Below are 24,085 nucleotides of genomic sequence, written 5' to 3'. Positions count from 1 at the left end.
GGCATAAGCAACAACACAAGACTCACTCCAAAAAAGGAAGTCCCCATGACCAGCACCGCCCAGCACACTCAAGTGGTCCAAAAGCAATTCGGCGAACAGGCTTCGGCCTACCTGAGCAGTGCCGTGCACGCTCAAGGCACCGAGTTCGCGCTGCTACAGGCTGAGCTGGCCGGGCAGGGCGCTGCGCGGGTGCTGGACCTGGGGTGTGGCGCCGGGCATGTAAGTTTTCAGGTGGCCGGGCTGGTCAAGGAAGTGGTGGCCTACGACCTGTCGCAACAGATGCTCGACGTGGTCGCCGCCGCGGCGGTGGATCGCGGTTTGAGCAACGTGACCACGGTCAACGGTGCCGCCGAGCGCCTGCCGTTCGCCGAGGGTGAGTTCGACTTCGTTTTCAGCCGCTATTCCGCGCACCACTGGAGCGACCTGGACCTGGCCCTGCGGGAAGTGCGCCGGGTGTTGAAACCGGGTGGCGTGGCGGCGTTTATCGACGTACTGTCGCCGGGCAGTCCACTGTTCGACACCTACCTGCAAAGCGTCGAAGTGCTGCGCGACACCAGCCACGTGCGCGATTATTCTGCCGCCGAGTGGCTGCGCCAGGTCAGCGAGGCCGGGTTGCACACCCGCAGCACCACGCGCCAGCGCTTGCGTCTGGAGTACAACTCCTGGGTGGAACGCATGCGTACCCCCGAAGTGATGCGCGCGGCGATCCGCCAGTTGCAGCAGGCGATGGGCAACGAAGTGCGCGAGTATTTCGAAATTGACGCCGACGGCTCGTTCAGCACCGATGTGCTGGTGCTGTGGGCTGAGAAGTAGTCTGTTAACGATAAAATTTTCCGGGTGGGCCCACGGGCGCGCCGACTGATGACACGAGGAACGCATGAGCAAGCAGATTCTGATTCTCCCAGGCGACGGTATTGGCCCGGAAATCATGACCGAAGCGGTCAAGGTCCTGGAGCTGGCCAACGACAAGTACAGCCTGGGCTTCGAACTGAGTCACGACGTGATCGGTGGCGCCGCCATCGACAAACATGGCGTGCCGCTGGCTGACGAAACCCTGGAACGTGCCCGCGCCGCTGATGCCGTGCTGCTGGGCGCGGTGGGCGGCCCGAAATGGGACACCATCGAGCGGGATATCCGCCCTGAGCGCGGCCTGCTGAAAATCCGCGCGCAACTGGGTCTGTTCGGCAACTTGCGTCCGGCGATTCTTTACCCGCAACTGGCCGACGCTTCCAGCCTGAAACCGGAGATCGTCTCCGGCCTGGACATCCTGATCGTCCGTGAACTGACCGGCGGTATCTACTTCGGCGCGCCACGCGGCACCCGCACCCTGGAAAACGGCGAGCGCCAGTCCTACGACACCCTGCCGTACAGCGAAAGCGAAATCCGCCGTATCGCCCGGGTCGGCTTCGACATGGCCATGGTTCGCGGCAAGAAGCTGTGTTCGGTGGACAAGGCCAACGTCCTGGCGTCCAGCCAGTTGTGGCGCGAAGTGGTCGAGCAAGTGGCCAAGGATTACCCTGAAGTCGAACTCAGCCACATGTACGTCGACAACGCCGCCATGCAGCTGGTCCGCGCACCGAAGCAGTTCGACGTGATCGTCACCGACAATATGTTCGGCGACATCCTGTCCGACCAGGCATCGATGCTCACCGGTTCCATCGGCATGCTGCCGTCGGCCTCGCTGGACACCCAGAACAAGGGCATGTACGAGCCGTGCCACGGTTCGGCGCCAGACATCGCAGGCCAGGGCATTGCCAACCCATTGGCGACCATTCTGTCGGTGTCGATGATGCTGCGTTACAGCTTCAACCAGCAGGCTGCCGCCGATGCCATCGAACAGGCCGTGAGCCGGGTGCTCGACCAAGGCTTGCGCACCGGCGATATCTGGTCTGCCGGTTGCACCAAAGTCGGTACGCAGGAAATGGGCGACGCAGTAGTCGCCGCGCTGCGGAATCTGTAATCTCTCGGGCCCGCTGCCACTTTCACCCATGAAAGCAGCGGCCCACTTTTCAAGAAGGTGTAGTTGCGATGAAACGTGTAGGTCTGATCGGTTGGCGCGGTATGGTCGGTTCCGTGCTCATGCAGCGGATGCTGGAAGAGCAGGATTTCGATCTTATTGAGCCGGTGTTTTTCACCACTTCCAATGTCGGTGGCCAAGGCCCGTCCGTGGGCAAGGACATTGCTCCGCTCAAGGACGCCTACAGCATTGAAGAGCTGAAAACCCTTGACGTGATTCTGACCTGCCAGGGCGGCGACTACACCAGCGAAGTTTTCCCCAAGCTGCGCGAAGCCGGCTGGCAGGGTTACTGGATCGACGCCGCGTCCAGCCTGCGCATGCAGGACGACGCCGTGATCGTGCTGGACCCGGTCAACCGCAAGGTCATCGACCAGCAACTGGACGCCGGCACCAAGAACTACATCGGCGGCAACTGCACCGTCAGCCTGATGCTGATGGGCCTGGGCGGCCTGTTCGAGGCTGGCCTGGTGGAGTGGATGAGCGCCATGACCTATCAGGCGGCCTCGGGTGCCGGCGCGCAGAACATGCGTGAGCTGATCAAGCAAATGGGCGCGACCCACGCGGCCGTCGCCGATCAACTGGCCGATCCGGCCAGCGCGATCCTCGACATCGACCGCCGCGTGGCCGAAGCCATGCGCAGCGACGCCTACCCGACCGAAAACTTCGGTGTGCCGCTGGCCGGCAGCCTGATCCCGTGGATTGACAAGGAACTGCCTAACGGCCAGAGCCGCGAAGAATGGAAGGCCCAGGCCGAGACCAACAAAATCCTCGGTCGCTTCAAGAACCCGATCCCGGTCGACGGCATCTGCGTGCGCATCGGTGCCATGCGCTGCCACAGCCAGGCGCTGACCATCAAGCTCAACAAAGACGTGCCGATCGCCGACATCGAAGGGCTGATCAGCCAACACAACCCATGGGTCAAGTTGGTGCCGAACAACCGCGACATCAGCATGCAGGAGCTGAGCCCGACCAAGGTCACCGGCACCCTGAACGTACCGGTTGGCCGCTTGCGCAAGCTGAACATGGGCTCGCAGTTCGTTGGCGCCTTCACCGTCGGCGACCAGTTGCTGTGGGGCGCGGCCGAACCGCTGCGTCGCATGCTGCGGATCCTGCTGGAACGTTGATTGCTCGGTGATGTGGAAGAACCCGTGCCTTGAAAGAGGTGCGGGTTTTTTATTGGGTGTGCCTGCGAGTCATGTGTCGATTTATAAGCCTTAATCGCTGGCAAGCCAGCTCCCACAGGTTGCCAGGGTGTCTGTGAAATTTGCATACGACCCTGAACCTTGCTGGAGCTGGCAAGCCAACTCCCACAGGGGCCAGCGGTGATCATTCAATCTCTGTACACCGAAAAAACCTGTGGGAGCTGGCTTGCCAGCGATGGGGTCAGCCCTGCCACTGCAAACCTCAGGTCAATTGCCTGCCCGCCACCCACCCGGTAAAGTGCCGCTCCCCCCGTTTCGCCTGAGGTACACCCATGAGCCAGTCCTTTGCCATTGCCGTGATCGGCGCCACCGGTACTGTCGGCGAAACGCTGGTGCAGATTCTTGAAGAACGCGACTTCCCCGTTTCTGATCTGCATCTACTGGCCAGCAGCGAATCCGCCGGGCATTCGGTGCCGTTTCGCGGCAAGAACGTGCGAGTGCGGGAAGTGGATGAGTTCGACTTCAGCAAAGTCCAACTGGTGTTCTTCGCCGCCGGCCCGGCGGTGACCCTGAGCTTCGCACCCCGTGCCATCGCCGCCGGCTGCTCGCTGATCGACTTGTCCGGCGCCTTGCCAGCGGAGCAGGCCCCGCACGTGGTGCCGGAGGCCAACGGCCAAGTGCTTGCCGGCCTCAAGCGCCCGTTTCAGGTCAGCAGCCCGAGCCCGAGCGCGACCACGTTGGCCGTGGTGCTGGCACCCTTGCTGGAATTGCTCGACCTGCAGCGGGTCAGCCTGACCGCCAGCCTGGCGGTGTCAGCCCAGGGCCGCGAAGCCGTGTCTGAGCTGGCGCGGCAGACCGCCGAGTTGCTCAACGTGCGGCCGCTGGAGCCGCAATTCTTTGATCGGCAAATGGCCTTCAACCTGCTGGCGCAAGTCGGCACACCAGACGAGCAGGGCCACACGCTGCTGGAAAAACGGCTGGTGCGCGAGGTGCGCCAGGTGATCGACAAACCTTTGCTAAAGATTTCCGTAACTTGCATTCAAGCCCCGGTGTTTTTTGGCGATAGCCTTAGCGTGACCTTGCAGTCAGCCACTGACATTGACCTGGCGAAGATCAACGCGGCGCTGGAAGCGGCACCGGGTATTGAGCTGGTGGAGGCGGGCGATTACCCGACGCCGGTGGGCGATGCAGTGGGGCAGGACGTGGTGTACGTCGGTCGTGTACGCGGCGGCATCGACGACCCGGCGGAACTAAATATGTGGCTGACGTCAGATAACGTACGCAAGGGCGCTGCGCTCAATGCTGTGCAGGTGGCTGAATTGTTGATAAAAGACCTGCTGTAAAAGATACTTGGCAACAATTTGTCGACTGATTCTAGGCGAGCGCTATGCTTGGCCGGAGTGCTGAAGGCGAGCCACCCTCCGGGGCTTCCTGGGGCATGAAAGAAATAATCGCACGCGACACCCCGCCGGGACCGCGCGCAATGCCTTACGGCAGCGATCATCAACACCTTCTCGCTGGCCGAGGAACGCTCAAACAAAGGATGAGGCTATGGTTCAAGTTCGCAAACTGGTGTTAGCAATAGCGGCCGCCTCGGCGCTGTCCTCCGGTATGGCGCATGCCCTCGGGCTCGGGGAACTGACCCTGAAGTCGACCCTGAACCAGCCGCTGGTGGCGGAAATCGAGTTGCTTGATGTCAAGGAACTGACCGCCGCCGAAGTGGTGCCGAGCCTGGCCTCGCCCGATGATTTCGCCAAGGCCGGTGTCGACCGCCAGGCGTTCCTCAATGACTTGAGCTTCACCCCGGTAATCAACGCCAACGGCAAGAGCATCCTGCGGGTCACGTCGAGTAAGCCGCTGTCCGAGCCGATGGTGAAATTCCTGGTCCAGGTGATGTGGCCCAATGGCCGCTTGCTGCGCGACTACAGCGTGCTGCTCGACCCCTCCAAATTCTCGCCACAAACCGCCGACGCCGCCGCGCAGCCGGCCCCTGGCAATGCCGCAACGGGTGCTGCAGTCTCGGCACCGGTCACCGGCGCCAGCCAGGCCAGCCAATACACCACCACGGCGCGCGATACGTTGTGGGAAATCGCCGCCAAGGCGCGCAACGGTGCCTCGGTGCAGCAAACCATGCTGGCGATCCAGGCGCTGAACCCGGATGCCTTTATCGATGGCAACATCAACCGTCTGAAAACCGGCCAGGTGCTGCGCCTCCCGGACGCAGTGCAGAGCGCCAGCCTGCCGCAACCCCAGGCCATCGCTGAAGTCGCCGCGCAAAACACCGCATGGCGCCAGGGCCGTAAGTACGTCGCCAAGCAGGGCGCCGGCCAGCAGCAACTCGACGCCACCAACCGTCCGCGTCAGCAGGCCCCGGCGCCGGGTGCGGCCAAGGACAATCTGAGCCTGGTCTCCGCCGAAGCCGGCAAGGCAGGCAAGGGCGCGGCTGGCGACAGCAAAGCCTTGAGCAACAAATTGGCGGTGACCCAGGAAAGCCTGGACACCACCCGTCGCGACAATGCTGAGCTGAAAAGTCGCATGGCCGACCTGCAGAGCCAACTGGATAAACTGCAGCGCCTGATCGAACTCAAGAACAACCAGCTCGCCAAGCTGCAGGCTGAAAACGGCGGCGCCCCTTTGCCGGCAGACACCGCGCCGACGCCAGCCATGCCCGCGGAACTGGTCGCCACGCCTGCCAATCCAGCCACTCCCGCAACGCCTGCCGGCGAAGCGCCCATCACACCTGCCGCACCCACTGAGGCGGCACCGGCCACCCCGGCCGTCACACCAGTCGCCGAGCCTGTCGCGTCGGCCAGCGATGAACGGAAATTCAATGACCTGCTGACCAACCCGGTGCTGATGGGGCTGATCGGCGGCGGCGCGGTCATTCTGCTGCTGTTGCTATTGCTGTTGGCCCGTCGCCGCAAAGCCCAGCAGGAAGCCGAGAAACACCTGCGCATGGCTCGCGCATTGGCGGAAGAACAAACCTTCACCACCGATCAGGACCTGCCGGACAGCAGCTTCGAAGGCCTCGAAGTGCCGCCGCCAGCGGTGAAACTCACACCCGCGGCGGCAGCCCCGGCTCCGGCACCCGCGCCTGCTCCGGCGCCGGTGATTGCGCCAGTGGTGGTCACTCCGCCAATCGCTGCGCCACTGGTGTCACCGGCCGCCGATGCGTTTGACGATGTACTGCCCAAAGCCCAGTCGCACATCGACCAGGGCCGTCTAAACCAGGCCGCTGCGCTGCTGGAAGAGGGCATCAAGTACGAACCGCAACGCAGCGATTTGCGCCTCAAGCTGATGGAAGTCTACGGTCAGCAGGGCGACCGCGATGCCTTCGTCGGCCAGGAGCGGCAGTTGGTGGCCAACGGTGAAAACTACGCCCAGGTCGAGAAGCTCAAGGCGCGCTTCCCGGCCATGGCGGTGGCCGTGGTCAGTGGTCTGGCTGCCGCAGCGGTCGCGGCCGAGCTGGACGCCCAGTACGTCAAGGACCTGCTGCTCGACGAGCCGCAAGCGCCGAGCACCACTGATGACGATTTCGACAGCACATTCGACCTGAGCCTGGACGACCTGGAAGCCGGATCGCCGACCGTGGTGCCTCCGATAGCCGACACCAACGGCGAGCTGGAAGCCTTTCCGGCCGACGACGACTTGAGCTTCGAGTCGATCCTGGCGCAGCAAACCGACCTCAAGGACAACCTTGACGATCTGTCGGACTTCGATCTGGACATGGACCTCGGTGCAGAAACTTCACCGGCCATTCTGGCCGAGGATGACTTCCTGCTGAACCTGGACGACGACCTCAGGGATCTGCCCGCCGCAGACGTGCCGACCATCAATGAAGCGGCGCTGGACGATCTGGAATTGCCGGCCGACTTCGACCTGTCCGTGGCCGACGACGTGGCGACCACCAGCGAGCCGGATGCGTTCACCGCCGAGCTGGATGACGTCAATGCCGAGCTGGACCGCATGTCCGGCGACCTTGGCGGGCCACGCTTCACCGCCGAAGACGCTGCCGCCACCGCGATGGACGAGCCGGAATTCGACTTCCTGTCGGGCACCGATGAAGTCGCGACCAAACTCGACCTGGCCCAGGCCTACATCGATATGGGCGATAGCGACGGCGCCCGCGACATCCTCGGTGAAGTGCTCAGCGAAGGTGACGATGGCCAGAAGAGCGAAGCCAAGGACATGTTGTCCCGCTTGGTTTGAGGGTGAAGTGAACAAAAACGGCAGCCATTGAGGCTGCCGTTTTTGTTTCAGCTTACAGTCCACGTTGGCTGATCCTTCGCCTTCGCGGGCAAGCCCGCTCCCACAGGGTTCAGGGCTGACCGCTCATTCTGGGTCCGGCACAAGAACCTGTGGGAGCTGGCTTGCCTGCGATGGGGCCATCACTGCCACCAGACACTTTGCTCCAGCATTCAGGCCAGCAAATCCTCATAAAACGCACCAAACGGCCGGGTAGGGTGGGCGATCTGGATTTCCAGGATCCACAGGCCGACGTTCGGGCATTGCTCGAAACTGCCGAGGTCGCCGGCGCGGTAGATGGCGTGCGGGAAGTCGCTGACCCGGTGTCCGCGAATTTCCAGGTTCAGGCGCCAGCCCATGGCGCGGGCCTGTTCCTCGGCGTAGCGGTACAGCTCGCGCCCGGCCACTTGATGATGTCGCCAATGTGCCTGCACCCGCTCAAACAGGGTTTTCGCCGCCAGGGCACAGGCCTGCATCTGCGGGTCGTTGCCAACGGTGAAAGTGGCACCGGTGTCGCCTTCATGGAGGTTCCAGACCACGCCCAGGTCGATAAAGAAAATATCGTTGTCGGCCAACAGCGGATCACCGTCGGAGGGTTGCTTGAAGGTTTTCAGGGTGTTGGCGCCGAAACGGATTTTCGACGGGTGCCAGATGCGGTCCATGCCCAGTTCGTTCAGGACCTCCAAGCTCATGGCTAAGGCTTCGGATTCGCGCATGCCGGGGTGGATGCGGCGCGCCATTTCCTCAATGGCTTCCCAGGTTTTCTGCTTGGCATGCAGCATGCCTTTGAGGCTGTAGGCCAGGCCCACGGCTTCTTTTTCCAGGATTGTCATCGGCAGGTCTCGGCGTGGAGCGGTTTCAATAGGTGGCTAACCTTATAGCCAAACTGGCTGGCAGTATGCAATCACTGAAAACACGGCGGGCACTGGCGTCCCGCGATTGCAGCCTTATAATGCCCGCCTTTGCGACCATCAGCAGGCTGTCACCCCTTGGCAAATATAGATAACCCAGCCGTCGAAATGGCGGCTGACGGCTTTTACCGCATTGCGCTGGGCGTCGAATACAAAGGCTCGCGCTATCGCGGCTGGCAGCGCCAGGCGTCTGGCGTGCTCACCGTGCAGGAAACTCTCGAAAACGCCTTGTCGAAAGTTGCCGATTCGCCGGTCTCGCTGCAGTGCGCCGGGCGGACCGACGCCGGCGTGCATGCCTGCGGGCAAGTGGTGCACTTCGACACCCAGGTCGAACGCTCGATGAAAGCCTGGGTGATGGGCGCCAACATCAATTTGCCGCATGACGTCAGCGTCACGTGGGCGCAGGTGATGCCGGCGCATTTTCACGCGCGCTTCAAGGCCATCGCCCGGCGCTACCGCTACGTGATCTACAACGACCAGATCCGTCCAGCGCACCTCAATCAGGAAATCACCTGGAACCACCGCCCGCTGGACGTCGAGCGCATGGCTGAGGCCGCGCAGTATCTGGTCGGCACCCATGACTTCAGTGCGTTTCGCGCCGGACAATGCCAGGCCAAATCGCCGATCAAGGAACTGCATCACCTGCGCGTGAGTCGCCACGGCAAGATGATCGTGCTGGATATCCGCGCCAGTGCGTTCCTGCATCACATGGTGCGCAATATCGCCGGCGTGCTGATGACCATCGGTGCGGGAGAGCGTCCGGTGGAATGGATGAAAGAGGTACTGGAAAGCCGCATCCGGCGCACCGGTGGGGTCACGGCGCATCCGTTCGGCTTGTATCTGGTGCAGGTCGAGTACCGCGACGAATTCCCGCTGCCCGAACGTTACATCGGGCCGCACTTCCTCACCGGGTTCGCCGAACTTGACGGCTGACGCCCTCGAACGCATTTGTTACCATCCGGGACTTTCTCGGATTGGCCTGGGAGTTTTCAACGACATGTCAGCCGTTCGCAGCAAAATTTGTGGGATTACCCGCATAGAGGATGCGTTGGCGGCGGTCGAGGCCGGGGCCGATGCCATCGGATTTGTGTTTTACGCCAAGAGCCCGCGGGCGGTGACGTTCCAGCAGGCGCGCGCGATTATCCAGGCGTTGCCACCGTTCGTGACCACCGTCGGTTTGTTCGTCAACGTCAGCCGTTGCGAGTTGGGTGAATTGCTCGACGCCGTGCCCCTGGACCTGTTGCAGTTCCATGGCGATGAAAGCGTCGACGATTGCGAAGGCTGGCACCGTCCGTACATCAAGGCTGTGCGGGTCAAGGCCGGTGACGATATCGCTGCGGCGTGCGCGGCTTTCCCGAGCGCCAGCGGCATTTTGCTGGACACGTATGTCGAAGGAGTGCCCGGCGGAACCGGCGAAGCGTTCGACTGGTCACTGATACCGCAAGGGTTGAGCAAACCGATCATCCTTGCCGGCGGCCTGACGCCGGAAAACGTCGCCGGGGCGATTGCCCGCGTTAGGCCGTATGCGGTGGACGTCAGCGGCGGCGTCGAGGCGAGCAAGGGAATCAAGGATCACGCGAAGATTCAGGCATTTATCAAAGCGGTGCGTGATGTGACGGCTGGCTAGCTGCCGCCGTCCATACCTTCACTTGCACGAAAGCAGGCATGGCTGAGGGTTTTTGGCGGGTACGCAGGTCAGTTTCACCGACCCGGCCAGCCAAGAATCATCGCCACACACATGAATTTAGCTCAAGGGCATACACGGGGCTGCGAACTCAAGCGTTCGAGCCGCCGGTACTGGAGAAAGAAAGCATGAGCAACTGGTTAGTAGACAAACTGATCCCTTCGATCATGCGTTCCGAGGTGAAGAAAAGCTCGGTGCCAGAAGGTTTGTGGCACAAATGCCCGTCCTGCGAGGCGGTGCTCTATCGTCCTGAGCTGGAAAAGACCCTGGACGTCTGCCCCAAGTGCAACCACCACATGCGTATCAGCGCTCGCGCTCGCATCGACATCTTCCTCGATACTGAAGGCCGTGCCGAACTGGGTGCGGACCTGGAGCCTGTCGATCGCCTGAAATTCCGCGACGGCAAGAAGTACAAGGATCGCCTGACCGCTGCGCAGAAGCAGACTGGCGAGAAAGACGCGCTGATCTCCATGAGCGGCACCTTGCTCGGTATGCCCGTGGTGGTGTCGGCGTTCGAATTTTCGTTCATGGGTGGCTCGATGGGCGCCATCGTCGGTGAGCGCTTCGTGCGCGCCGCCAACTACGCCCTGGAACACAAATGCCCGATGATTTGCTTTGCCGCCTCCGGTGGTGCGCGGATGCAGGAAGCACTGATCTCGCTGATGCAAATGGCCAAAACCTCCGCGGTGCTGGCGCGTCTGCGTGAAGAAGGCATCCCGTTTATTTCGGTGCTGACCGACCCGGTGTACGGCGGCGTGTCTGCCAGCCTGGCGATGCTCGGCGACGTGATCGTTGGCGAACCGAAAGCGTTGATCGGCTTTGCCGGCCCGCGCGTGATCGAGCAAACCGTGCGTGAAAAACTGCCGGAAGGCTTCCAGCGCAGTGAATTCCTGCTGGAACACGGCGCGATCGACATGATCATCCACCGCCAGGAACTGCGCCCGCGCCTGGGTAACCTGCTGGCGCAGATGATGGGCTTGCCGACGCCGAAGTTCGTCGCCGCGCCGATCGAACCCATCGTGGTTCCGCCGGTACCTGCGGACCTATGACCCCACGCACCCTGGGCGAGTGGCTCGCCTACCTTGAGCAGTTGCATCCTTCGGCCATCGACATGGGGCTGGAGCGTTCGCAACAGGTAGCGTCGCGCATGGGCCTGGGTAAGCCGGCGCCTCGGGTGATCACGGTCACCGGCACCAACGGCAAGGGCTCGACCTGCGCATTCGTGGCGTCATTGCTACGCGCGCAGGGCCTGAACGTCGGTGTCTACAACTCTCCGCACTTGCTGCGTTACAACGAGCGGGTGCAGGTCAACGGCGTCGAAGCCACCGATGCGGCACTGTGCGAGGCCTTTGCCGCTGTCGAAGCGGGTCGCGGCGACACCACGTTGACGTATTTCGAAATGGGCACCCTGGCGGCCTTCTGGCTGTTTCAACAGTCGAGTCTCGACGCCGTGGTGCTGGAAGTCGGACTGGGTGGGCGTCTTGATACGGTCAACGTGGTCGACGCCGACATGGCGCTGGTCACCAGCATCGGTGTGGATCACGCCGATTACCTGGGCGATACCCGCGAATCCGTGGCTTACGAAAAGGCCGGGATTTTCCGCCAGGGCGCGCCGGCGTTGTGTGGCGACCTCGATCCTCCGCAACCCTTGCTGGACAAGGCTCAAGAGCTGGCCTGTCCGCTATTGCTGCGTGGCCGCGACTTCGACCTGAACATCGGTACCGACACTTGGCACTGGCGCGGTGTCGACGGGCAGGGCGGAGCGGTCGAGCTGCGCAATCTGCCGTTGTTGGATCTGCCGATGGAAAACGCCGCGCTGGCCTTGCAGGCCTATCGGCTGGTCGGTTTGCCGTGGGATGACGCGCAGATTGTCGAGGCCTTGAACGCCACTCGAGTGGTCGGCCGTCTTGATCGGCGCACCTTCACCTGGCAAGGCAAGCGCCTGAATGTGTTGCTGGACGTTGGGCATAACCCGCATGCCGCGCAGTACCTGGCGCGGCGTCTGGCCAGTCGGCCACCGATTGGCAAGCGTCTGGCGGTGTTCGGTTTACTGGCCGACAAGGATCTGGACGGTGTGGTCGGCGAACTAAATGCTAGTGTCCAGCATTGGGCGGTGGCGCCACTGGATTCACCGCGCGCGCGGCCCGTGGCGGATTTGCACAAGGCGTTGCAGAACCTTGGCGCGTCGGTGACGTCCTACGACAGCGTGGCGGCCGCCCTCGACGGGCAGTGCGCCGCAGCGACCGGCGACGACGAAATTCTGTTGTTCGGATCATTTTTTTGTGTTGCCGAGGCCCTCGACTGGTTGGCCCGGCGCTCCACGGAGGAAGCGGCAAATGGCTTTGCTGGATAAGGCATACAAGCAGCGCATGGTAGGTGCGTTGGTATTGGTGGCCCTGGCGGTGATTTTCCTGCCGATGCTGTTTTCCCGTCAGGATGAACAGCGGCAGATCACGGTCGAAGCCCCGGTCACACCGCAGGCGCCTTCGGTGCCGCCGGTGCAGGTCGAGCCCGTGGCGGTGCCGGAACCTCAGGCGCTGCCGCAGGAACCGGTGCCAAGCGATGATGAGGTGGTGCAACAGGCCGCACCATCGACGTCGATAGCGCCGGCCGCTCCTGCGCCAGCGCCAGCACCTGCACCTGTCCCGGCGGCCAAGCCGATTGCGCCAGTGGTGCCCAAGACTCCGCCGTCGCAGCCGATTGTGCCAGCGCCAGCCACCAGCAAACCGGACACCGCGCAAAGCCGTGTCGACGCTAATGGCCTGTCGGTCAGTTGGTCGGTGCAACTGGCCAGCCTGTCGAGCCGCGAAAGCGCCGAGGCCTTGCAGAAAAACCTGCGCAGCCAGGGCTACAACGCCTACATCCGCTCCGGCGATGGCAAGAATCGGGTGTTCGTCGGGCCGCTGATCGAGCGCGCGGAAGCCGATCGACTGCGTGACTTGCTGGACCGCCAGCAGAAGCTCAAGGGTTTCGTCGTGCGTTTCCAACCAGAGCGCGGCTAAAACTATCGCCCCGATTTGAAATGCACACACAATCGCAGCTTACCGATAGTCATGGGCTCTGCTAAAATGCGCCGCCTTATCCGTCTGTAGGCTGCACTGTGCCATTTACCTGGGTTGACTGGGCGATCGTTGCAATCATCGCCATCTCCGCTTTGATCAGTCTGAGCCGCGGCTTCGTAAAAGAAGCATTGTCGCTGGTGACCTGGATCATCGCAGGAGTCGTCGCCTGGATGTTCGGTGGTTCATTGTCCGAGTACCTCACCGGATACATCGAAACCCCATCGGCTCGCGTGATCGCGGGCTGTGCCATCATGTTTGTCGCCACACTGATCGTGGGCGCAATGATCAATTATCTTATCGGCGAATTGGTTCGCGTCACCGGGTTGTCCGGGACCGATCGATTCCTCGGCATGGCCTTTGGCGCCGCCCGTGGCGTGTTGCTGGTGGTCGTGGCGGTCGGGCTGTTGAGCCTGGGGCCGGTACAGCAGGACGGGTGGTGGAAAGAATCACAACTCGTGCCGAAGTTTTTATTGGTCGCAGACTGGTCCAAAAACCTGATCCTGGGGTGGAGCAGTCAGTGGCTTGCCAGCGGAATCAGCGTACCCGCTGAAATTCCGTTCAAGGAGCACCTCTTGCCCGCAGCCAAAACGCCGCAGTGAGTCGTGTTCAGTTCAGATCCATAAAGTAGGGGTTGCGTCGCATGTGTGGCATCGTCGGTATCGTCGGTAAGTCGAACGTCAATCAGGCGCTGTATGACGCGCTAACCGTGCTCCAGCACCGCGGCCAGGACGCTGCCGGGATCGTGACCAGCCATGATGGCCGGTTGTTTCTGCGCAAGGACAATGGCCTGGTGCGTGACGTGTTCCATCAGCGTCACATGCAGCGCCTGGTCGGCCACATGGGAATCGGCCACGTCCGTTACCCAACCGCCGGCAGCTCGACATCGGCCGAGGCTCAGCCGTTCTACGTCAACTCGCCGTACGGCATCACCCTGGCGCACAACGGCAACCTGACCAACGTTGAACAACTGGCCAAGGAGATTTACGAATCTGACCTGCGCCACGTCAACACCAACTCCGATTCGGAAGTGCTGCTCAACGTGTTCGCCCACGAACTGGCCCAGCGCGGCAAGTTGCAGCCTACTGAAGAAGACGTGTTCGCCGCCGTGACTGACGTGCACAACCGTTGCGTCGGTGGCTACGCGGTCGTGGCGATGGTGACCGGCTACGGCATCGTCGGTTTCCGCGATCCGCACGGTATTCGCCCGATCGTGTTCGGCCAGCGTCACACCGACGAAGGCGTGGAGTACATGATCGCTTCCGAAAGCGTGGCCCTGGACGTATTGGGTTTCACCCTGATCCGCGACCTGGCACCGGGCGAAGCGGTCTACATCACCGAAGACGGCAAGCTGCACACCCGCCAGTGCGCGACCAACCCGTCGCTCACCCCGTGCATTTTCGAACACGTGTACCTGGCGCGTCCCGACTCGATCATGGACGGCGTGTCGGTGTACAAGGCGCGTCTGCGCATGGGCGAGAAACTCGCCGACAAGATCCTGCGTGAGCGTCCTGAGCACGACATCGACGTGGTCATCCCGATCCCGGACACCAGCCGCACCGCCGCGCTGGAATTGGCGAACCATCTGGGCGTGAAGTTCCGCGAAGGCTTCGTCAAGAACCGTTACATCGGCAGGACCTTCATCATGCCGGGCCAGGCCGCGCGGAAAAAATCCGTGCGCCAGAAGCTCAACGCTATCGAACTGGAATTCCGCGGCAAGAACGTGATGCTGGTGGACGACTCGATCGTCCGTGGCACCACCTGCAAGCAGATCATCCAGATGGCCCGTGAAGCTGGCGCGAAAAACGTCTACTTCTGTTCCGCAGCCCCGGCCGTGCGTTACCCGAACGTGTACGGCATCGACATGCCGAGCGCGCACGAGTTGATCGCGCACAACCGCAGCACCCAGGACGTGGCCGACCTGATCGGCGCCGACTGGCTGATCTATCAAGACCTGCCGGACTTGATCGAAGCGGTCGGCGGCGGCAAGATCAAGATCGACAGCTTCGACTGCGCGGTGTTTGATGGTCAGTACGTCACCGGCGATATCGATGATGTCTACCTGAACAAGATCGAGCAGGCGCGCAACGATGCCTCCAAGGTCAAGACCCAGGCGGTCAGTGCGATCATCGATCTGTACAACAACTGAGTTTCCACCGGCCCTGAGGGGCCGGTTTTGTATCTACCAAGGCTCCCGGCAGCGGGAGCCGCGCAAGGAGTGACAGCATGAGTCAGGATTGGGATGCCGGTCGGCTGGACAGCGACCTCGAAGGCGTAGCGTTCGATACCCTGGCCGTCCGCGCCGGTCAGCACCGCACGCCGGAAGGCGAACACGGTGACCCGATGTTCTTCACTTCCAGCTACGTGTTCCGCACCGCCGCCGACGCTGCCGCGCGCTTTGCCGGTGACGTGCCGGGCAACGTTTATTCGCGTTACACCAACCCGACCGTGCGCTCGTTCGAAGAGCGTATTGCCGCGCTGGAAGGCGCCGAGCAGGCCGTGGCGACCGCCACTGGCATGGCGGCGATCATGGCAGTGGTGATGAGCCTGTGCAGTGCCGGCGACCACGTGCTGGTGTCGCGTAGCGTGTTTGGCTCGACCATCAGTCTGTTCGAGAAGTACTTCAAGCGCTTCGGCGTCGAAGTCGATTACGTGCCGTTGGCCGAATTGTCCGGCTGGGACGCCGCCATCAAGCCCAACACCAAGTTGCTGTTCGTCGAATCGCCATCCAATCCGCTGGCGGAATTGGTTGATATCGCCGCTCTGGCGCAAATTGCTCACGCCAAAGGCGCGATGCTGGTGGTCGATAACTGCTTCTGCACACCGGCGCTGCAACAACCGCTGAAGCTCGGCGCCGACGTAGTGGTGCATTCGGCCACCAAGTTCATCGACGGCCAGGGACGTTGTATGGGCGGCGTGGTGGCTGGTCGCAGCGAGCAGATGAAAGAGATCGTCGGTTTCCTGCGCACCGCCGGGCCGACCCTCAGCCCGTTCAATGCCTGGATTTTCCTCAAGGGCCTGGAAACCCTCAACCTGCGGATGAAGGCGCATTGCGCCAATGCCCAGGCACTGGCCGAATGGCTGGAGCAGCAGGACGGTATCGAAAAAGTGCATTACGCCGGCCTCAAGAGCCACCCGCAGTACGAGTTGGCCCAGCGGCAGCAGAAAGGTTTTGGCGCCGTGGTCAGCTTCGAGGTCAAGGGTGGCAAGGAGGGCGCCTGGCGCTTTATCGATGCAACCCGGTTGATCTCCATCACCGCCAACCTGGGTGACAGCAAAACCACCATCACCCATCCGAGCACCACCTCCCACGGCCGTCTGGCGCCGGCGGAGCGTGAGGCAGCGGGGATTCGTGACAGCCTGATCCGCGTCGCGGTCGGCCTGGAAGATGTGGCCGACCTGCAAGCGGACCTGGCGCGCGGGCTGGCAGCCTTGTGATCGAGTTGTCCACGCCTGGCGTTGGCCTTAACGGTCGCGTTGCCCTGGTAACCGGTGCTGCACGCGGCATCGGCCTTGGGATCGCGGCCTGGCTGATCTGTGAAGGATGGCAAGTGGTGTTGACCGACCTGGATCGTGAGCGCGGTTCGAAAGTGGCCAAGGTCTTGGGCGACAATGCCTGGTTCATCACCATGGACGTGGCGGACGAGTCCCAGGTCGCCACCGGCGTTGCCGAGGTGCTGGGTCAATTCGGCCGTCTTGATGCGCTGGTGTGCAACGCTGCGGTCGCCGATCCGCACAACATCACTCTGGAAAGCCTCGAGCTCAAGCACTGGAACCGCGTGCTGGCGGTGAACCTGGGTGGGCCGATGCTGCTGGCCAAGCACTGTGCGCCGTATCTGCGCGCGCACAACGGAGCGATCGTCAACCTGGCCTCGACACGTGCCGGACAGTCCGAACCTGACACCGAGGCCTATGCGGCGAGCAAGGGTGGGCTGTTGGCCTTGACCCACGCCTTGGCCATCAGCCTCGGTCCGGAGATCCGCGTCAACGCCGTCAGCCCCGGCTGGATCGACGCCCGCGACCCGGCGTCACGGCGTGCCGAGCCGCTGACGGATGCCGATCACGCGCAGCATCCGGCGGGCAGGGTAGGGACGGTGGAGGACGTGGCGGCGATGGTGGCCTGGCTGCTGTCGCGCAATGCCGGTTTCGTCACAGGCCAAGAGTTCGTGGTCGACGGCGGCATGACCAAGAAGATGATCTACCGCGATTAGCCGTTCTGAAAAAACTTCAATCCTGCTATTGACTTAGCTTCGGTACCTGCGTAAATTTCGCGGCCTCAGAGATGCAAAGGGTGATTAGCTCAGCTGGGAGAGCGTCTGCCTTACAAGCAGAATGTCGGCGGTTCGATCCCGTCATCACCCACCATTTTTGAGTCTTGCGAAAGCAGGAAGGAAGCTGAAAAGCATCCACCGACGCGCAGCGGTAGTTCAGTCGGTTAGAATACCGGCCTGTCACGCCGGGGGTCGCGGGTTCGAGTCCCGTCCGCTGCGCCATATTTTCCAGATCGGTTGCGACCGGCCTGAGATTGAAAAACCGCAAGGTGCTTCAATCCGACAAAGGTTCACACAGACGCAAGTCTGAGCGATACGCAGCGGTAGTTCAGTCGGTTAGAATACCGGCCTGTCACGCCGGGGGTCGCGGGTTCGAGTCCCGTCCGCTGCGCCATATCTGCCTCAAGGCCCACTGAACGCCTTGAAGCACGAAGCAAGCGAAAGCTGCTTTGATCCGATAGCAAAGACCCTGGTCGAAAGGCCGGGGTTTTTTGTTTCTGCGATTTGATCATTTAATCATCTGAGCTGATAGTGCATTTAAATGCGCTCTCTTATCTGCTGTCTGTGCGTCTGTAAATGACTGATCTATGTATCTACAAGTATCTATATCTCGGTTAGATACAGTGAGATACATGTCATAAGGTTAGTTGTTTAAAATCTTTTGGCTGTTATTTAAATATCCGCATACTCCCTGTTTGCCATGTTCGGACGACCGATAAGTTAGCCCGGGCGGGCGTCATTCAATAACGGAGGCGGGTATTAATGAGTACAACAAAAAAGGCGACGTTCGGTGCAGGGTGTTTCTGGGGTGCCGAGCATGCATTTCGGGCGATCGAGGGGGTGGTCGATACCCGCGTCGGTTTCGCCTCGGCCGCCGGTGATGACAGCGTGCAGATCGAAGTGGTGCAGATTGAGTTCGACGCGGCTCGCTTGCCTTACCCTGAACTGGTCGAGCATTTCTGGGGGCTGCACAATCCGACATCAATTGACCGGCAGGGGGCTGACAGCGGCACCAAGTACCGTTCAGCGATCTTCGTGCACGACGCCGAACAGCAGGTGGTGGCGAGGCAGGCCAAGCAGGCGCTGACCGAGTCGGGCCGCTACAGCAAGCCCGTGGTGACCCACATTCTTGAGTTGGGTGCGGTGGAGTGGGCGAGCGAAGATCAACAGCGTTATCTGGAGAAACACGGCAAGACCAGTTGCTCGCTCTAGTTTTCTAACTATTCGTAACGTCACGCGGCTCGGTAATGGAACTTACAGGGCGCGCCGCCGTTCGCCCCTCTAATCATCAGAGCAACACTATCACTATGATTAAAACCACCGTTGTTTCTTCTCTGTTAAGTACTGCGTTATTGTGTGTCGCGCCTTTCGCGCAGGCGGCGTCGACTTTGGTTTATTGCTCGGAGGGCAGCCCGGCAGGGTTTGATCCAGGGCAATACACCACTGGCACCGATTTCGATGCGTCGGCCGAAACCATCTTCAATCGCTTGACTCAGTTTGAGCGTGGCGGCACCTCTTTGGTAGAAGGCTTGGCGACGAGTTGGGATGTGTCGCCCGACGTACACACCTACACGTTCCACTTGCGCAAAGGTGTGAAGTTTCACACCACGCCCTGGTTCACTCCGACCCGTGATTTCAATGCGGACGATGTGCTATTCACGTTTAACCGCATGCTCAACAAGGACGATCCGTTTCGCAAAGCCTACCCGACTGAATTCCCATACTTCACTGACATGGGCCTGGACAGCAACATCACCGCGGTCAACAAAGTTGACGACTACACCGTCCAGTTCCACTTGAAGACTGTCGACGCCGCGTTCGCCCAAGACATGGCGATGAGTTTTGCGTCAATTCAGTCGGCGGAGTATGCCGCGAAGTTGCTGAAGGAAGGCAAGCCGTCCGACCTCAATCAAAAACCGATCGGCACCGGGCCGTTTGTGTTCAAGAGTTACCAGAAAGACTCAAACATTCGCTTCACCGGCAATAAGGATTACTGGAAGCCGGACGACGTGCGCCTGGATAACCTGATTTTTGCCATTACCCCGAACCCATCGGTGCGTGTGCAGAAGTTGGCCAAGAATGAATGCCAGGTCAGCTATTACCCGCGACCGGCGGATCTGGCGGCGTTGCGTGCGGACAAGAACCTGAACCTGCCGAGTCAGGCCGGTTTCAACATCGGCTACCTGGCGTACAACACGCTGCCCAAGATCAAGGGTCACGACGAAGCCAATCCGATGGCGCAGTTGAAAGTGCGTCAGGCGCTGGACATGGCGATCAACAAACAGAACATCATCGACGCCGTGTACGAAGGGGCTGGGCAACTGGCGGTGAACGCAATGCCGCCGACCCAGTGGTCGTACGACACCAGCATCGCCGATGCTCCACGAGACATCGAAAAAGCCAGGCAATTGCTCAAGGAGGCCGGGGTTGCCGATGGCACGGAGATCACCTTGTGGGCAATGCCGGTGCAGCGTCCCTACAACCCCAACGCTAAATTGATGGCGGAGATGATCCAGGCGGATTGGGCGAAAATCGGTATCAAAGCGAAGATCGTCAGTTATGAATGGGGCGAGTACAACAAGCGCGCCAAGCAAGGTGAAAACGGAGCAATTCTAATTGGATGGAGTGGCGACAACGGCGACCCAGACAATTGGCTGGGAACGCTGTTTGGTTGCGACGCGCTGGAAGGCAACAACTATTCGAAATGGTGCGACCCAACTTATGACGCGCTGATCAAAGAAGCCAAGGCGACCGCCGATCATGGCAAACGCGTCGAGCTGTACCAGCGGGCGCAGCATGTGCTCAAAGACGCGGTGCCGATCACGCCGATCGCTCACTCGACAATCTTCCAGCCGCTGAGTAAAGCCGTGGATGGCTACAAGATCAGTCCGTCCGGCTACAGCTCGTTTTATGGCGTCGGCCTCAAGTAACAGCGTTGCGCGCGGATCCACTACCGGCTGAGCCCCGTGCGCACTGATGGCAGCGGATAGGGCCGGGCGCTGACGTTTATGGGCGCCGGCCTGGTTGTCGGTCGGCTCCAGACAAGGGGGGGGGCGATTGGAGCTCCGTCTTGAGACAGTCGATAAACGCGCGCAACTTCTTCGGCGCGTTCTGCCCTTAAAAGTGGAACACGGGATGTGGCGCTTGTTACGTTTAGCGGTCAGTAACCCAACTTGTCTCGCAGCCCGTAATACCAAGCGCCCAAGGCCGCGAACGGCGTGCGCAACAGTTGCCCGCCGGGGAAGGGGTAATGTGGCAAGTCGGCAAACGCATCGAAGCGCTGGGCCTGGCCCCGTAGTGCCTCGGCCAGCACCTTGCCAGCCAGGTGCGTGTAGGTAACGCCATGGCCGCTGCAACCCTGGGAGTAATAAATGTTGTCGCCGAGGCGCCCGACCTGCGGGAGACGCGACAGAGTCAGCAGGAAATTTCCGGTCCAGGCGTAATCAATCTTTACGTCCTTGAGTTGTGGAAAGGCCTTGAGCATTTTCGGGCGAATGATCGCTTCGATGTTCGCCGGGTCCCGAGCGCCGTAAACCACGCCACCGCCGAAGATAAGGCGCTTGTCGCTGGTCAGTCGGTAGTAGTCGAGCAAGTAGTTGCAGTCTTCGACGCAATAGTCCTGAGGCAACAACGCCTTCGCTAGTTCTTCACCCAAGGGTTCGGTAGTGATCACTTGCGTGCCGCACGGCATCGACTTGGCCGCCAGTTCCGGCACCAAATTACCGAGGTAGGCGTTGCCGGCAACGATGATGAACTTGGCCCTGACCTTGCCCTGAGGCGTGTGCACCACCGGATTGGCACCGCGCTCGATGCGCACCGCCGGCGATTGCTCATAAATAGTGCCGCCCAAGGACTCGACGGCAGCGGCCTCACCGAGGGCCAGGTTGAGCGGATGAATGTGCCCGCCGCTCATGTCGAGCATGCCGCCGACGTACTGGTCGCACGCCACGACCTCGCGGACGCGCTGCTGGTCCAGCAGCTCCAGTTGCGTGTGGCCGAAGCGTTCCCACAAGCGTTTTTGGGATTCGAGATGACCCATTTGCTTGGGAGTGATCGCGGCAAACACGCCGCCGTCCTTCAGGTCGCACTGGATGTTGTACTTGGCGACTCGCTCGCGAATGATCCGGCCGCCCTCGAACGCCATCTGCCCCAACAGCTGCGCCTGCCTGGGGCCGACGCTGCGCTCGATCACGTCGATGTCACGGCTGTAGCTGTTAACGATTTGCCCGCCATTGCGCCCTGACGCGCCAAAGCCGACCTTGGCCGCTTCTAGCACGGTGACGCGAAAGCCGCTTTCCAGCAGGAACAGTGCCGACGACAGCCCGGTGTAGCCCGCGCCGATCACGCAGACATCGGTCTCGACGTCGTCTTGCAGTGCCGGGCGCGGCGGCACCGCATTGGCGGACGCGGCGTAATAGGATTCGGGGTAGGGAGTGTTCGCCATCCTGCAGCCTCTGTTTAATATATTTTACGAGTGCGCCGATCCTACCCGAGAAAAAAATCCTCCGCCAGCCAGCCGGATTTTCCGGCCCGCCAACGCAATTAAATATTTTGCATATTCATAGGGTTAGCCCAAAAAAGGTGTTGACACCTTTTTGGAATTCCGTAGAATGCCGCCTCACAGCAGGCACGTAGCTCAGTTGGTTAGAGCACCACCTTGACATGGTGGGGGTCGTTGGTTCGAGTCCAATCGCGCCTACCAAACAAAATCCGCTCTGCTGGGCGGTCTAGAAGGGCTCACCGAAAGGTGGGCCCTTTTTTGTTGCGTGTGGAATTTGCCAAAGCCTTGGGCATCTCTATCGATTCCACGTCTTTTTCGGGTGCCGCTAAAGGCACGATGACATCAGCCGATGAATTAGAACGGAAGTCCAAACTTCCGACTTTCAAAGGCAACCAATAGCCTGCTTTTTTCGTACTTTTTTGCTCATGGATGTTTAAGCGCTGCCGCCCTCATCACTCTTTGAAGTCGAAAATAATGATCGAGCCTGAACGGATCGTCACCCTTTCACGGGAAGTGGAATCACTCGCCAATCGCGGCGTCAGTGACATACAAATGATCACTCGCCAGACCCGATTGCTGGCCATCAATGCGCTGATCGAAGCGGCGCATGCCGGCAAAGCCGGGTTGGGTTTTTCGGTGGTGGCCGAAGAAGTCAAAAATATCTCTGAACGTATTTCAAAAATCGCCAGCGGCCTCACCGAAGACTTGCAGGTGTCGGTCAACGAGTTGACTGATCTAGGCCGCAGCATGTGCTTTGATGTACGTGGGCAGCGGCTGGCGGATTTGTCCTTGAATTTGATCGAGATCATCGACCGCAACCTGTACGAGCGCACCTGTGACGTACGCTGGTGGGCGACGGATGCATCGCTGGTGGATCTGCTGATCAATCAAACGCCGCAAAGCTGTGTCCATGCCAGTGAGCGCTTGGGGATCATTCTCGACAGCTACACCGTGTACCTGGACATCTGGGTGGCCGACCTCAATGGGCAGGTCATCGCGTCGGGGCGGGCCGGGACCTTTGATAAAGTCATCGGCGCCAACGTCGCCGAGGCGCCGTGGTTCAAGCAAGCGCTGCGACATTCATCAGGCGATCAGTATTTTGCCGGCGAAGTGGCGGTCGAGCCGCTGCTCAATGGCGCGCAAACCTGTGCGTTCAGTGCGGCGGTGCGCGGCAAGACGGGCAAGCAGGCGCCGGTGATTGGGGTGATCGGGATTATGTTCGACTGGAAGAGCCAGGCCGATTCGGTCATCAACGGAGTGCGCCTGAGTGACGAGGAGCGTGCTAGAAGTCGAGTGATGATGGTCGACGCCAAGCACCGGATCATTGCTAGCTCTGACGCGCAGAGTCATCTGGGCGAGAGCATTGAATTACGGCCCAAGGCCGGGCAGCCCAACGGTTACAGCTCCCTGAGCGAAAACCACATTCAGGCCTATGCCATGACGCCCGGGTTCGAGACCTATCCCGGCATGGGCTGGCTCGGTGTCATCGAGCAGCAACTGCCGGCCATTGATTCGTAGCAGGACCTTTGGCGAGGCACCGGCACGCGCGCGCTTTTTGGGCTACTACTGACAGCTCAATCAAAATCCTAGCCTGAAGGAAGCCGCGCGATGCTTGCTCATTGGTCTTTGGCTGCAATTCATTTGTTGGCGTTCGCCCTGGGATTCTGGGCGGTGCTCAATCGTGGCACGGCGTTCAGTCGATTGGCCGCCGGAACGGCGCAGGCGCGCAGCGTGTTGCTCGCCGACAACCTGTGGGGCATCTCTGCGGTAATTTTGCTGGTCAGCGGTGGGATGCGCGCCTTTGGTGGGTACGAAAAAGGCACGGAGTATTACCTGTATCAGCCGTTGTTTCACCTGAAGATGACGCTGTTCGCGCTCATTCTGTTGCTGGAAATAATGCCCATGATCACCCTGATCAAATGGCGGATTGCACTGGGTCGCGGCAAGGCGATTGAGGCAGGCCGGGCGAAGATCTACGCGCGGATCAGCCATAGCCAGGCGTTGCTGATGATGCTGATGGTCGTGGCGGCCACGGGCATGGCGCGGGGATTCAGTTTCGGATAGGCGATTTCTCAGTGGTTAAAACGAATCGTCTTACAGCGAATCATGATGGGGATAGTTAGTATCGGTTCCAAGTTGTTACCGCGCTGTTTGCGATTTGGAAAGCCGATATTTGGATCCATCGAGAAGGAGGGGGCGAACGGGAGTCACAAGGGGAGAGGGGGCTTGAATCTTTAGCCAGCCATGCTCTGGGG

The 24,085-nt window shown here is 60.9% G+C and carries 20 protein-coding genes and 4 tRNA genes; 22 read left to right on the top strand and 2 right to left on the bottom strand.

Annotated elements, in window-relative coordinates:
* Positions 1-45: 45 nt before the first annotated feature.
* From RG836_RS23110 to RG836_RS23090, 5 genes are all read left to right on the top strand, one after another.
* The gene (locus tag RG836_RS23110; RefSeq protein ID WP_310849864.1) at positions 46-813 is read left to right on the top strand and encodes a class I SAM-dependent methyltransferase; all 768 of its coding nucleotides are present in this window, start codon (positions 46-48) and stop codon (positions 811-813) included.
* A gap of 64 nt (positions 814-877) precedes the next feature.
* Positions 878-1,960: a 3-isopropylmalate dehydrogenase gene (gene leuB / locus RG836_RS23105; RefSeq protein ID WP_310849862.1), complete on the top strand. Its 1,083-nt coding sequence runs from the start codon at positions 878-880 to the stop codon at positions 1,958-1,960.
* A gap of 68 nt (positions 1,961-2,028) precedes the next feature.
* The gene (asd, locus tag RG836_RS23100; RefSeq protein WP_310849860.1) at positions 2,029-3,141 is read left to right on the top strand and encodes an aspartate-semialdehyde dehydrogenase; all 1,113 of its coding nucleotides are present in this window, start codon (positions 2,029-2,031) and stop codon (positions 3,139-3,141) included.
* Positions 3,142-3,491: 350 nt separating this feature from the next.
* Complete coding sequence (locus tag RG836_RS23095) at positions 3,492-4,502, top strand: aspartate-semialdehyde dehydrogenase (protein WP_310849859.1); 1,011 nt, start codon at positions 3,492-3,494, stop codon at positions 4,500-4,502.
* 208 nt (positions 4,503-4,710) lie between these two features.
* Positions 4,711-7,368, top strand: a complete 2,658-nt coding sequence (locus RG836_RS23090) for a FimV/HubP family polar landmark protein (protein ID WP_310849857.1) — start codon at positions 4,711-4,713, stop codon at positions 7,366-7,368.
* A 209-nt stretch (positions 7,369-7,577) separates the two neighbouring features.
* On the opposite strand, the gene RG836_RS23085 is transcribed toward RG836_RS23090, so the two are convergent.
* The gene (locus RG836_RS23085) at positions 7,578-8,237 is read right to left on the bottom strand and encodes a M24 family metallopeptidase (RefSeq protein ID WP_310849856.1); all 660 of its coding nucleotides are present in this window, start codon (positions 8,235-8,237) and stop codon (positions 7,578-7,580) included.
* A 186-nt stretch (positions 8,238-8,423) separates the two neighbouring features.
* Between RG836_RS23085 and truA the strand changes: the two genes are divergently transcribed.
* From truA to RG836_RS23015, 14 genes are all read left to right on the top strand, one after another.
* A complete protein-coding gene (truA, locus tag RG836_RS23080; protein WP_310849957.1) occupies positions 8,424-9,248 on the top strand; it encodes a tRNA pseudouridine(38-40) synthase TruA in 825 nt (274 codons plus the stop codon).
* A gap of 64 nt (positions 9,249-9,312) precedes the next feature.
* Positions 9,313-9,942, top strand: coding sequence for a phosphoribosylanthranilate isomerase (locus RG836_RS23075; protein WP_310849855.1), 630 nt, complete (start codon positions 9,313-9,315; stop codon positions 9,940-9,942).
* A 185-nt stretch (positions 9,943-10,127) separates the two neighbouring features.
* Positions 10,128-11,048, top strand: coding sequence for an acetyl-CoA carboxylase, carboxyltransferase subunit beta (gene accD, locus RG836_RS23070; protein WP_310849854.1), 921 nt, complete (start codon positions 10,128-10,130; stop codon positions 11,046-11,048).
* The gene (gene folC, locus RG836_RS23065) at positions 11,045-12,352 is read left to right on the top strand and encodes a bifunctional tetrahydrofolate synthase/dihydrofolate synthase (RefSeq protein ID WP_310849852.1); all 1,308 of its coding nucleotides are present in this window, start codon (positions 11,045-11,047) and stop codon (positions 12,350-12,352) included. Before accD ends, folC begins: the two co-directional genes overlap by 4 nt.
* Positions 12,336-13,001 (top strand): SPOR domain-containing protein, encoded by a 666-nt coding sequence (locus RG836_RS23060; RefSeq protein ID WP_310849850.1) that lies wholly within the window; start codon positions 12,336-12,338, stop codon positions 12,999-13,001. The genes folC and RG836_RS23060 overlap by 17 nt, the downstream gene beginning before the upstream one ends.
* 98 nt (positions 13,002-13,099) lie before the next feature.
* A complete protein-coding gene (locus RG836_RS23055; protein WP_310849849.1) occupies positions 13,100-13,660 on the top strand; it encodes a CvpA family protein in 561 nt (186 codons plus the stop codon).
* A gap of 41 nt (positions 13,661-13,701) precedes the next feature.
* Positions 13,702-15,207, top strand: coding sequence for an amidophosphoribosyltransferase (purF, locus tag RG836_RS23050; protein ID WP_310849847.1), 1,506 nt, complete (start codon positions 13,702-13,704; stop codon positions 15,205-15,207).
* Between the two features lie 77 nt (positions 15,208-15,284).
* Positions 15,285-16,496 carry an O-succinylhomoserine sulfhydrylase gene (locus RG836_RS23045; RefSeq protein WP_310849845.1) on the top strand — a complete coding sequence of 404 codons (1,212 nt, stop codon included), beginning with the start codon at positions 15,285-15,287 and terminating at the stop codon, positions 16,494-16,496.
* Positions 16,493-17,269, top strand: coding sequence for an SDR family oxidoreductase (locus RG836_RS23040; protein ID WP_310849844.1), 777 nt, complete (start codon positions 16,493-16,495; stop codon positions 17,267-17,269). The genes RG836_RS23045 and RG836_RS23040 overlap by 4 nt, the downstream gene beginning before the upstream one ends.
* Positions 17,270-17,347: 78 nt before the next feature.
* A tRNA-Val gene (locus tag RG836_RS23035) sits at positions 17,348-17,423 on the top strand.
* Positions 17,424-17,474: 51 nt separating this feature from the next.
* Positions 17,475-17,551 (top strand) — tRNA-Asp (locus RG836_RS23030).
* 95 nt (positions 17,552-17,646) lie between these two features.
* Positions 17,647-17,723 (top strand) — tRNA-Asp (locus tag RG836_RS23025).
* A 368-nt stretch (positions 17,724-18,091) separates the two neighbouring features.
* Positions 18,092-18,541: a peptide-methionine (S)-S-oxide reductase MsrA gene (msrA, locus tag RG836_RS23020; RefSeq protein WP_310849843.1), complete on the top strand. Its 450-nt coding sequence runs from the start codon at positions 18,092-18,094 to the stop codon at positions 18,539-18,541.
* Positions 18,542-18,636: 95 nt separating this feature from the next.
* Positions 18,637-20,259 (top strand): ABC transporter substrate-binding protein, encoded by a 1,623-nt coding sequence (locus tag RG836_RS23015; RefSeq protein WP_310849842.1) that lies wholly within the window; start codon positions 18,637-18,639, stop codon positions 20,257-20,259.
* A gap of 230 nt (positions 20,260-20,489) precedes the next feature.
* Here RG836_RS23015 and RG836_RS23010 read toward each other — a convergent pair whose 3' ends face one another.
* Entirely contained in the window at positions 20,490-21,773 is a 1,284-nt protein-coding gene (locus RG836_RS23010; RefSeq protein WP_310849839.1) for an NAD(P)/FAD-dependent oxidoreductase, read from the bottom strand.
* A 181-nt stretch (positions 21,774-21,954) separates the two neighbouring features.
* Between RG836_RS23010 and RG836_RS23005 the strand changes: the two genes are divergently transcribed.
* The 3 genes from RG836_RS23005 (at position 21,955) to RG836_RS22995 (ending at position 23,894) form a co-directional block, all read left to right on the top strand.
* A tRNA-Val gene (locus tag RG836_RS23005) sits at positions 21,955-22,031 on the top strand.
* A gap of 273 nt (positions 22,032-22,304) precedes the next feature.
* Positions 22,305-23,348, top strand: coding sequence for a methyl-accepting chemotaxis protein (locus RG836_RS23000; RefSeq protein ID WP_310849837.1), 1,044 nt, complete (start codon positions 22,305-22,307; stop codon positions 23,346-23,348).
* Positions 23,349-23,438: 90 nt separating this feature from the next.
* On the top strand, positions 23,439-23,894 hold the full coding sequence (locus RG836_RS22995) for a DUF2214 family protein (protein WP_310849836.1): 456 nt from the start codon (positions 23,439-23,441) through the stop codon (positions 23,892-23,894).
* Positions 23,895-24,085 lie beyond the last annotated feature (191 nt).

Source organism: Pseudomonas rhizozeae, from assembly GCF_031583775.1.
In the GTDB taxonomy this organism is placed as follows: domain Bacteria; phylum Pseudomonadota; class Gammaproteobacteria; order Pseudomonadales; family Pseudomonadaceae; genus Aquipseudomonas.
This window is presented reverse-complemented; position numbering and strand designations above follow the sequence as displayed.